Raw genomic sequence first — 9004 nt, 5'->3', positions numbered from 1 at the left:
GCGCCAAGGCGTCGTTCCGCTGAGCGACGGGGCCGGTGACATTGTCGCCATCGGCGATACCGTCACCCGCTTTGCTGTCGGCGACCGCGTGACCGGCAGCTATTTCGCCCGATGGATCGACGGCCGCATCCATGCCGGACTCATCGATCAGCTCGGCTGCACGCTGGATGGCATGCTGACCGAATACGCCGTTCTCGACGAACAATGGGCGGTGCGCTTGCCCGATCATCTCGACTGGCATGAGGCGGCAACGCTGACCTGTGCCGGCCTGACCGGCTGGAATGCGGTGACGGGCGCCGGAATTCCGAAGCCCGGCCAATGGGTTCTGGTCATCGGCTCGGGCGGCGTCTCGCTCTTTGCACTGCAGTTCGCCAAGCTGCTCGGCTGCCATGTCGCCGCCGTCACCTCGCGCGGTGAGAAAGCCGACAGGCTGCGGGCGCTGGGCGCCGACCTGGTGGTTTCGACATCGGATATGCCGCAATGGGGTGCGACCGTCCGCGACCAGACCGGGGGCATCGATCTCATCGTCGAGACCGGTGGCCCGGCGACCTTCGCCCAGTCGCTGATCGCCAGCACGCTATACGGGCACATCGTGCTCTTGACGCCGCAGGATGCGAAAGGCGGATCGATCCAGCTGCCGGCGGCACTCTACCAGCGCAGCCTCGCCACCATCAGCCGCCTGTTCGTCGGCAACCGGACCAATCTCGAAGCCATGCTGCGCGCCGTCTCGCAGCATCGCCTGCGGCCCGTCATCGACAAGGTCTTCGCCTTCACCGAGGCCGGCGATGCCTACCGCTATTTCCAGCAGGGCGACGTCTTCGGGAAGGTGATCATCGACGGCGCCTGACCCATCAAGTCCTCAAACCAAGGGAGAACGACAATGACAATTCGTGAAGCCTCGGCCAAATGGCAAGGCACGCTGAAGGAAGGGGCGGGCCGGCTGCGGCTCGGCAGCGGCGTCTTCGAAGGCGCCTATTCCTTCCCGTCGCGCTTCGAGAACGGTCCGGGCACCAACCCGGAAGAGCTGATCGCCGCAGCGCATGCAGGCTGCTTCTCGATGGCGCTGAGCGCCATACTGGGCGGCGCCGGCCATGTTGCCCGCAATATCCACACGATCGCCAAGGTGCATCTCGGCGCGACCGCGGCCGGGCCGACGATCACCCGGATCGAACTCGAAACCGAGGTGGAGGCCGCAGGACTCGCCGCAGATGAATTCGAGCGCCTTGCACAGTCCGCCAAGGCGGGCTGCCTCGTCTCGCGGGCCCTTGCCGGCGTGTCTCAGATCACCCTCAAGGCAACGCTCGTTGAAGCCACCAAAGGCCAATGAAGCCAGGAGGAAGAAGATGACACAGGAGCTTGTCATGGACGCAACCGCGTACGATCTGTCCCAGCAGACGGCCGAGATCATGCGGCGCTACAACGACGTATTCCAACGCCATGATCCCTCGGCACTCGCCGAACTGGTGGCTGAGGATTGCGTGATCGAGAACACCGTGCCGGCGCCGGACGGCGCTCGTTTTGCCGGTCAAGCGGCGTGTGTCGGGCTTTGGACGGCGATCGCGACTCAGGCCGGCACGCGCTTCGATGTCGAGGAAACCTTCGTTGCCGGCGACCGGGCAACGATCCGCTGGCGCTATTTCATGGCCGACGGCAATTCGCTGCGCGGCGTCAACCTCATGCGCGTGGCCGACGGGCGGATCGTCGAAGCGATGGGCTATGTGAAGGGGTAGCGCGCCCGAGCAATTTCCCAAAGGGCATCGCCCGGAACAGCGCAACAAGGCGAGCGGATCAGCAAGACTGAGCCGCTTGCCGTGGCTCTACCGATCCGCCAGCGCCAGCTTCGCGCCGAGCATGACGAAGGCGCCGGCGAAGGTCCGGCGCATCCAGGTCAACACCATTGGCCGCGAGACGACGTGGCTGCGGATCGAGGCGGCGAAGATGCCGTAGCCGACGAAAACCACGAAGGTCAAAAGCATGAAGACGGAACTCAGCTCCAGCATCTTCGACAGCGCGTTGGGCTCCGTGGTGCTGACGAATTGCGGCAGGAAGGCGAAGAAGAAGATCGAAAGTTTCGGATTGAGCACGTTGACGAGGATGCCGGTGGCAATCACCTTGCCGGCCGAACGCGGCGTCACATCCTGGTCGACGCTGAGGCCACCATTTTCCTTGAGTGTGTTCCAGGCCATGTACAGCAGGTAGGCGACGCCGAGATATTTCAGCGTCTCGAAGGCGAGCGCACTGGTGTGCAGCAGCGCCGCCAGGCCAGTGATGGCAGCGGCCATGTGCGGGATGATGCCGAGCGTGCAGCCGAAGGCGGCGATGACGCTGGCTCGCGCACCGCGCGAGAGGCCGGCGCTCAGCGTGTAGAGAACGCCGGTGCCGGGCGAAGCCACGACAATCAGGGACGTCAACAGAAATTCGATGCTCACGATGGTTCCTCCGGCACCCTACCCAACCAGGAAGGTATCGGGCTGCGGGTCGGCGCACAAGCGGAGGCGATTGGAGATTGGCTACACCGGTAACCCGAGCGCCTGGCGTGCCATCAGGCACTCCTCGTCGCCGGGCATGCAGGCGCGACAGACGTCCGGCCGGACGTCGTAGATGCCGCAAGCGGTCGACTTGCCGATCTCGCCGGACAGCGCCGAGCAGCGCACGCCCTCGCAGCGCATGCCTGACAGGTCAGATGCGACATATTTTTCCGGGATACGGTCGAGCTGTGCGTCATCCTCGGTGGAAAAGCGCGGCCACTCGGCCGAATAGGAGCAGCAGGCACCGCAGCTTTGGCAATCGAAAGTGCCGTGTTGCGACGACAAAACGCTTGCGGCGGCCACCAGGGCGGACAGCCCCGGCGCGGCGGGGTTTTGATCGGCGTCTTGCGGCAAGGCGCTATTTCTTCTTAGCCGTCTTGCCCTTCGGCGAATCCGCCGGCGACTTGAACAGATCGGTCGCGGCCTCGGTGGCGTCGCCGGCTTTCGGCGCGGCAACCGGCTTGGCCGGTTTTGCCGCAGCACCCGAGGCTGCCGTCTGATCCTTGGAGGAGAATTTTATGGCCATGTCAGTCCTCGTCGGCGAAGCGCGATGATGGGGCGCGCGGATTGCGCAGGCGGCCGATCAGCGCCGAAACGGCCGTGATGTTCATTTCCTCGGGCGACCAGTTTTTCACCGCCTCGATGTGATGGGCCGCCAACTCGCGATGCGTGCTGCCGCTGTAGGCCGCGTCCTGATAAGTCACCCGCTCATGGGTCTTGGCGTCTTCGCGGACATATTCGATCAGGTAGTTCGGACATTCGGCGCGGCCACGCACGCCGACGCGCACCTGGGCATCACCGTGGGCACGCTTGCAGCGTTCGAGCTTTTCCAGCACACGCCTGACGAATTCGACCGGCTTGTCGAGGCCTTCGACCATATCGGCAATTGTTGCGTCGGCGGCGATCGGTGTTGGCGGTACGCGTTTGGTGGCCATCAGCGTCTTCCGGCCCGCTTCGGCAAAGCGGCTAGCGCGGCGGCGGCGGCCATCTCGTCGGCTTCCTTCTCCAGCCGCAATTCGCGCAGACGCGCGGTCTTGGCTTCACGTGCCTCGCTGACGGCGTCGCGCTCGGAGTTGATGCGGTTGAGCGACATCGACTGGGTTTGCGTCTTGCTGAACAGGGACACGGCCTGATCGACGGTTGTCTTTGAACTGGTGGTCAAATCTTTCTCCTGTCAGGAGCCTGTGCCGATGGAGCGAGACCGGGTCTTCGGTCAGGATCACGCACAAAGCAATACGCGCGGCGAATTCAAATTGCTGGAGCGTCCCTTAGCACGTCCAGGCCGGCGCGCAGCGCACTTTCGGCGGCGAGGCCCGCAAAATGAAAAAGGCCAGGCACCGCCTGACCTTCCGTAAAGGCGCCGCGCAACCAGATGACATCCAAAAAGGATGCACCGGGGATGCACGAAACGCCCTTCTCATGCGCATGATATGCCGTGGAAACTCAGGTCTCCGCGGCCATGCGCCCGAATTCGCCACTCACCGGTGCCAGTACATCCGTGGTCACCGGGAGAGCTGAATTCTTTTTTCAGGCCGCCTTCAACTGGTCGGCGGACATCTTGCCCGACTTGTTGTCGCGGACCATCTCGTAACCGAGCTTCTGGCCCTCGACGATGTCGCGCATGCCGGCGCGCTCTACGGCCGAGATGTGGACAAAAACGTCGGCCGAGCCGTCGTCAGGCTGAATAAAACCAAAACCTTTGGTGGCGTTGAACCATTTAACTGTGCCGGTGCTCATGACGAACCCTTTCCATGGCAAATATTCGTTCGACGCCATGCGGATGCACAACGTCGTTTGTCCCGATTTTTGATGTGGGAAGTTCGTCAAAGGCGCGCTCGAAAGCGCGGATAACAAAAGTCAGTCAAACAAATATCGACGATTTGCTTATAGGCTTCTTTTGGCGCGCTGTCAAATTTGCATAAAGCCACAGCTGCGGAATTCTCCCAAACCACCTGGCCAAAACACCTGGCATGACGGCAGATCGGACGCCAAACAGCGCGCTTGCGCCAACTTGAGAAAAGTTTTCCGGCATCCAGGAACCATCTGCGCAGACGCGCATTTATTCGGTGTCATCAGCAGTTCATGAGAGCAATCGAATAACAGTTGATGGCAAAGACGCCCCCCGCACGATAAAAGGTGCGAGGGGCGTTTTCGTTTGGATCCTATTCGTCCGGACCGGGTTCCGGCCACGTCTCCCTGGCCGCCTCGGCATACCAGTGGCGCATCGCCGGCGTTGCCAGCACGGCGTCGACATAGGCGCGTGTATCCGGCGCCAGCGTGCCGCCATAGGTGTCGAAACGGGTGACGACAGGCGCATACATGGCATCGGCCGCGGTGAAGTGGCCGAACAGGAACGGGCCGCCCTTGCCGTATTTTTCCCGGCACTGGCGCCACAGCGCCTCGATGCGGGCGCGTTGCGCCTCGCCCTCGGCGTCGAGCGGCTTGTGGGCCTTGGGCCGACGCAAATTCATCGGCCAGCCATAGCGAACCTCGCGAAAGCCGGAATGCATCTCGGTCGCGGCCGAACGCGCCAGCGCACGGGCGTCGATATCGGCCGGCCAGAGCTTTTTTTCGGGAAACAGGTCGGCAAGATATTCAAGGATGGCAAGGGTTTCCCAGACGATCTTGCCATTGTGATTCAGCACCGGCACCTGACCTGTCGGCGACACTTTCGCCAGATTGTCAAAGGTTTCAGGCGTGCGCAGCCGCACGAAACCTTCCTCGAACGGGATCTCCAGATGCCTCATCGCCAGCCATGGCCGCAGCGACCATGAGGAGCAACACTTGTTGCCGATATAGAGCGTAAACTCTGCCATTTTTCTCCCCGCACGCTCGGCCATCCAATATCCATGGTCGACGTGTGTTCACAGCCTAGCCCACCAGCCTTGGCCCAAGGCGGCGGCCGCGCGACCTGATCTGCCGTCCGGGCGACGCCTGGAACCTAACCGACGCCGGCTCGTTAGCTACCCGCAAATGAATTCCCCTGAATTCAAAAATCCCAGGAGATGCGCAAAAATGGTGAACAAGGATCAGGTTGCGGGCGTGGCCAAGCAGGTCAAGGGCTCGGTCAAGGAAGCCGCGGGCAAGGCAACCGGCAACAGGCAGACCCAGGCCGAAGGCACGGGCGACAGGATCGCCGGCAAGGTGCAGAAGGCCTATGGCGACGTCAAGGACAAGGTCAAGAAGGCGCTCTGATCCGACATCGAGAAACGCGCTTTATCGAGGGAAAGGCGGCCGCGAAGGCCGCCTTTTTTCATGTGCTCCAGCCCTTGCTGAAAGCATTGGTGAAGGCAACCTCGCCATGATCGCCGGTCGCCTCGCCCAGCACCACGTCCATGCCGTCGCTGGTCACCCTGGCCAGCGCGAAACCGCCCATATAGGCAGCCTTCGGCTTGAACAGGTCGATCCCGTCCCTGCGATAGATCAGCGGCGTTTCGTGCTGGTGGCCGTGGAAAATGCCGACGACATTGTAGCCCTTCAGCGCCGCCAGCAACGCTTGCCGGTCGGCCTCGCTCCACCAATGCGGCGCACCGGTGCCGTCATCATCGAAGTGGCTCTTGGCGGCATCCCAGCGTTCCACCGAAAAAGTGTCCCAGCCATAATGCTGGAACAGGACGACCGGACGGCCGTCCGCCGCATAGGTCGCCAGGTCCTGCTTCAGCCATGGCAGGCTGCTCTCGGCGCTGTGGCCGGTATCGCCGGCGAACCGATGCGTCTGGATCAGATGCAGGCCGCCCCAGTCCCAGGAGTAGCAGTCGGTGTCGACATCATAGTCGGTGGCCGGCACCGGCGGCTTGAAGAACACGCCGGCGCGATGGTTGACCTCGACATAGTCGCGCAGTTCGCGCCGGTACCAGTCGACATGGTGCGGCGGCCCGTTCTGGTCGAGATCATGGTTGCCGAGCCCGACATAGACCGGCATGTGCACGCGATCCGGGCCGACGCCCTGGCTGTAGCGCTGGCTGAACTGGAGCAGTTGGGTGCCCTCGCTCGGCTGCGTGATCTGGCCGCCGCCATCGTCGGTGACGTCGCCGCCGACGACGAGGCCGAGCGGCGTGCCTATCTTGCCGGCGGAACGCAGGCCGGTGGCGACGCCATTGATCTCGGCCGGCCAGTCCTTGTTGCCAAGCGCATTCAGCACCGCCACGTTGCGCAGCAGCGCGGCGTCGGTCTTGCCTTCCTGCAGGCAGTTGGGACTCAAGCCGCTCGCCATGCGGCAGGCATGGACATCGGCGATGAACAGGAAGGTGGCGTCGATCGACTGGACGCGTTGTCCGGTCTGGCCGAAGGCCGGCCGCGGCAAGGCGCCGGCCGCGGCAAATCCCGCAGCCTGCGCCATGAAGTTGCGTCGAGAAAGCGATCCAGTCGAACGGCGATTCATCATCTGCTGATTCAGCATGGACAGCAGCCGGTCGTCCAGCGCCTCTGCGCCATCATCGACATGACGCCACGGGTCTGGCATGTCTCGCGTGCGCAAGCGGAGCAGAACGAAAAATGAAAGCCGCACCTATCTGCATGATCCTGGCCGCGATGCTGTGCGCGAGCACCGCGCATGCCGCCGGTTGCGTCGATGCCAAGTCCGCCAGGAAGGGTTTCGTTCTGGCGAGACCCGGCATCCACAGCGAATTTCGGCCCGTGGCCGGCGGGATGATGTCGGTTATCAACACCTACGAATCGCAATCGCCGCAAACCCAATATTTGTTCGCCGGCCTGATCGAGGTGTTTCGCGACAGCGACACCGGCCGCCAGGCCATGATCCCGTTTCCGATCTGCGAAAGCTGTTCCCGCTGAAGGCGGGGGCAAAGGCCACGATAGAGTTCGTCGAGTTGTCGCCGAACAAGCCGCCGAAGGGCACCAAGACGCTGAGCCTGATCGTCAAGGGCAAGGAGACATTCAGTCTGGGCGACTGCAAATACAATGTCCTGGCGGTCAAGGAGACCTTCAAGAACGGCGGCGGCGAGACGCTGGATTCATTCACCGCCCTTTATGCGCCCGATCTGCAAGCCGCGCTCGCGCGGCGCTACGATGAAGGCACCAGTTCGGAATCCGTCAACGGCTACGAGACGATCAAGCCGCTGGCCGAGTAGCTGAACCCGAGCCCGGCGTTCCCCACCTCGCCCTGCATCGCCTGAAGAACGCAGCGACGCAAATTCAAGGGGTTCTCGGCCGTGGCAGTATCCTGTTGCGTCGCCTGGCAACCAAGCCGCCCGGCGACGGCGCGCTGCGCTCCAGCCCCGCCAGGCAATCCCGCAGCACACCGGCATCCTGCGCCGTCTTGGCCATCGACATCGCCCCGGAATAGGCGGCGACCGTCAGCGCGGCGAAGCGTTCGGGGTCCGTGCCCTCGTCCTTGCCCGCCTGCTGGTCGGCACGCAGCTTGTCGGCAATCGCGCGCCGCCACCCGGCAAAAATCCCGGCAAGGGCAGTGCGAAAATCGGGATCGGCAAGCGACAGTTCGTGCGCCAGATTGTTGAGCGGGCAGCCGCGCACGAAACCCTGCTGCTCCAGTTCCGCCGCCACGGCCTCGAACACGGCGCGCACGCCCTCGCGCGCCGATGCCGCCGCCAGCACCGGCGCGATCCATGTCTCTTCGACCGCTGCCGCCACACGCTCGTCGATCACAGCCAGCGCCAGCGCCTTCTTGGTCGGGAAGTGGTGATGCAGCGCGCCGCCGCTGACATCAGCCGCCGCCATCAGATCGCCGATGCTGGAGGCATGATAGCCGCGCGCCTGGAACGCGCCCTCGGCGACATCGAGCACTTTCTTGCGCATGCCTTCAGGGTCGTTGGTGCGTTTTCCCGGGCGCGGTTTTGGCTGGACGGTCATCTCTGCTGACATTGCCGAACTTTAGCATGTTGGCAAAACAGGACAACCGGTCTTTTTTACAAAACAGGACGATCACCCTGTTTTGGAGAATGTCGGATGAACCTGCCCCAGAACGTTGCGACGAAACCCTCGGCGCTCGCTTCGCCTGTCGTCGAGCTTCGGCGATACACGCTGAAGCCTGGTCGGCGCGACACGCTCATCGGCATCTTCGACGGAAGGCTGATCGAGGGCCAGGAGGACGCCGGCATGACCATCATCGGCCAGTTCCGGGACCTCGATCAGCCTGACATGTTCGTCTGGATGCGCGGCTTCGACGGCATGGATGCGCGGAAAAATGCTCTCGCCGCTTTTTATGGCGGGCCGGTCTGGGCGGCGCACAGCCATGCGGCCAACGCAACGATGATCGATTCCGACGATGTGCTGCTGCTGAAGCCGGCGTGGCCCGCCGCCGGCTTCGACCTCGCGGGCAAGCAGCGGCCAAGCCTGGCCGATGACGAAAAGCCCATTCGAAACAAACCGCTGACCGGCATCGTTGTCATCGAGATTCATCATTTGCAGCCCGGCACGGAGGCAGATTTCGCCACTCGCTTCGAGACTGAGACGGCGTGCCTGATGACGGCCGACGCACGCCTGCTCGCCGCCTTCGTTAC

The 9004-nt window shown here is 63.2% G+C and carries 16 protein-coding genes; 7 read left to right on the top strand and 9 right to left on the bottom strand.

From position 1 onward, the window contains the following. From EN750_RS08380 to EN750_RS08370, 3 genes are all read left to right on the top strand, one after another. Positions 1 to 847 (top strand): NAD(P)-dependent alcohol dehydrogenase (locus EN750_RS08380; RefSeq protein WP_145967492.1); only part of this gene is annotated, 847 nt, incomplete at its 5' end. 33 nt (positions 848 to 880) lie between these two features. Then, positions 881 to 1327, top strand: coding sequence for an OsmC family protein (locus EN750_RS08375; protein WP_127270581.1), 447 nt, complete (start codon positions 881 to 883; stop codon positions 1325 to 1327). A 16-nt stretch (positions 1328 to 1343) separates the two neighbouring features. Beyond that, a complete protein-coding gene (locus tag EN750_RS08370; RefSeq protein WP_127396149.1) occupies positions 1344 to 1730 on the top strand; it encodes a nuclear transport factor 2 family protein in 387 nt (128 codons plus the stop codon). Between the two features lie 87 nt (positions 1731 to 1817). Here the strand turns inward: EN750_RS08370 and EN750_RS08365 are convergent, their stop codons facing one another. From EN750_RS08365 to EN750_RS08335, 7 genes are all read right to left on the bottom strand, one after another. Continuing rightward, positions 1818 to 2429 (bottom strand): LysE family translocator, encoded by a 612-nt coding sequence (locus EN750_RS08365; RefSeq protein ID WP_127270585.1) that lies wholly within the window; start codon positions 2427 to 2429, stop codon positions 1818 to 1820. Between the two features lie 81 nt (positions 2430 to 2510). After that, the gene (locus tag EN750_RS08360; RefSeq protein ID WP_164874009.1) at positions 2511 to 2831 is read right to left on the bottom strand and encodes a YkgJ family cysteine cluster protein; all 321 of its coding nucleotides are present in this window, start codon (positions 2829 to 2831) and stop codon (positions 2511 to 2513) included. 55 nt (positions 2832 to 2886) lie between these two features. After that, positions 2887 to 3054 (bottom strand): hypothetical protein, encoded by a 168-nt coding sequence (locus tag EN750_RS08355; RefSeq protein WP_127319514.1) that lies wholly within the window; start codon positions 3052 to 3054, stop codon positions 2887 to 2889. 1 nt (position 3055) lies between these two features. Next, positions 3056 to 3463 (bottom strand): hypothetical protein, encoded by a 408-nt coding sequence (locus tag EN750_RS08350; protein ID WP_013532398.1) that lies wholly within the window; start codon positions 3461 to 3463, stop codon positions 3056 to 3058. Further along, positions 3463 to 3690, bottom strand: coding sequence for a hypothetical protein (locus tag EN750_RS08345; RefSeq protein ID WP_013532399.1), 228 nt, complete (start codon positions 3688 to 3690; stop codon positions 3463 to 3465). The genes EN750_RS08350 and EN750_RS08345 overlap by 1 nt, the downstream gene beginning before the upstream one ends. Positions 3691 to 4055: 365 nt before the next feature. Then, a complete protein-coding gene (locus EN750_RS08340; RefSeq protein WP_010915421.1) occupies positions 4056 to 4265 on the bottom strand; it encodes a cold-shock protein in 210 nt (69 codons plus the stop codon). 425 nt (positions 4266 to 4690) lie between these two features. Then, positions 4691 to 5344, bottom strand: a complete 654-nt coding sequence (locus tag EN750_RS08335) for a glutathione S-transferase family protein (RefSeq protein ID WP_189367627.1) — start codon at positions 5342 to 5344, stop codon at positions 4691 to 4693. Positions 5345 to 5543: 199 nt separating this feature from the next. Between EN750_RS08335 and EN750_RS08330 the strand changes: the two genes are divergently transcribed. After that, positions 5544 to 5723 (top strand): CsbD family protein, encoded by a 180-nt coding sequence (locus EN750_RS08330; RefSeq protein WP_027037831.1) that lies wholly within the window; start codon positions 5544 to 5546, stop codon positions 5721 to 5723. Positions 5724 to 5781: 58 nt separating this feature from the next. Here the strand turns inward: EN750_RS08330 and EN750_RS08325 are convergent, their stop codons facing one another. Next, entirely contained in the window at positions 5782 to 6912 is a 1131-nt protein-coding gene (locus tag EN750_RS08325; RefSeq protein WP_189367629.1) for a metallophosphoesterase, read from the bottom strand. A gap of 131 nt (positions 6913 to 7043) precedes the next feature. Between EN750_RS08325 and EN750_RS40545 the strand changes: the two genes are divergently transcribed. Both EN750_RS40545 and EN750_RS40540 read left to right on the top strand, forming a co-directional pair. Further along, a complete protein-coding gene (locus tag EN750_RS40545; RefSeq protein WP_245482652.1) occupies positions 7044 to 7319 on the top strand; it encodes a hypothetical protein in 276 nt (91 codons plus the stop codon). A 35-nt stretch (positions 7320 to 7354) separates the two neighbouring features. Then, the gene (locus EN750_RS40540; RefSeq protein WP_245482651.1) at positions 7355 to 7615 is read left to right on the top strand and encodes a hypothetical protein; all 261 of its coding nucleotides are present in this window, start codon (positions 7355 to 7357) and stop codon (positions 7613 to 7615) included. Between the two features lie 64 nt (positions 7616 to 7679). Here the strand turns inward: EN750_RS40540 and EN750_RS08315 are convergent, their stop codons facing one another. Then, positions 7680 to 8354: a TetR/AcrR family transcriptional regulator gene (locus tag EN750_RS08315; RefSeq protein ID WP_127396145.1), complete on the bottom strand. Its 675-nt coding sequence runs from the start codon at positions 8352 to 8354 to the stop codon at positions 7680 to 7682. A 96-nt stretch (positions 8355 to 8450) separates the two neighbouring features. Between EN750_RS08315 and EN750_RS08310 the strand changes: the two genes are divergently transcribed. Next, positions 8451 to 9004 (top strand): NIPSNAP family protein (locus EN750_RS08310; RefSeq protein WP_145967490.1); only part of this gene is annotated, 554 nt, incomplete at its 3' end.

The sequence above is a fragment of the Mesorhizobium sp. M7A.F.Ca.ET.027.03.2.1 genome, assembly GCF_003999175.1.
GTDB lineage: Bacteria > Pseudomonadota > Alphaproteobacteria > Rhizobiales > Rhizobiaceae > Mesorhizobium.
The sequence above is the reverse complement of the archived record's forward strand: the minus strand, read 5'-3'. Positions and strand labels throughout refer to the sequence as shown.

Excerpts from the sequence above, each read along its gene's own strand:
- EN750_RS08375 (WP_127270581.1), top strand. The coding sequence starts at position 881 with ATGACAATTCGTGAAGCCTCGGCCAAATGGCAAGGCACGCTGAAGGAA.
- EN750_RS08370 (WP_127396149.1), top strand. The coding sequence starts at position 1,344 with ATGACACAGGAGCTTGTCATGGACGCAACCGCGTACGATCTGTCCCAG.
- EN750_RS08355 (WP_127319514.1), bottom strand. The coding sequence starts at position 3,054 with ATGGCCATAAAATTCTCCTCCAAGGATCAGACGGCAGCCTCGGGTGCT.
- EN750_RS08350 (WP_013532398.1), bottom strand. The coding sequence starts at position 3,463 with ATGGCCACCAAACGCGTACCGCCAACACCGATCGCCGCCGACGCAACA.
- EN750_RS08340 (WP_010915421.1), bottom strand. The coding sequence starts at position 4,265 with ATGAGCACCGGCACAGTTAAATGGTTCAACGCCACCAAAGGTTTTGGT.
- EN750_RS08335 (WP_189367627.1), bottom strand. The coding sequence starts at position 5,344 with ATGGCAGAGTTTACGCTCTATATCGGCAACAAGTGTTGCTCCTCATGG.
- EN750_RS08330 (WP_027037831.1), top strand. The coding sequence starts at position 5,544 with ATGGTGAACAAGGATCAGGTTGCGGGCGTGGCCAAGCAGGTCAAGGGC.
- EN750_RS08325 (WP_189367629.1), bottom strand. The coding sequence starts at position 6,912 with ATGATGAATCGCCGTTCGACTGGATCGCTTTCTCGACGCAACTTCATG.
- EN750_RS40545 (WP_245482652.1), top strand. The coding sequence starts at position 7,044 with ATGATCCTGGCCGCGATGCTGTGCGCGAGCACCGCGCATGCCGCCGGT.
- EN750_RS08315 (WP_127396145.1), bottom strand. The coding sequence starts at position 8,354 with ATGACCGTCCAGCCAAAACCGCGCCCGGGAAAACGCACCAACGACCCT.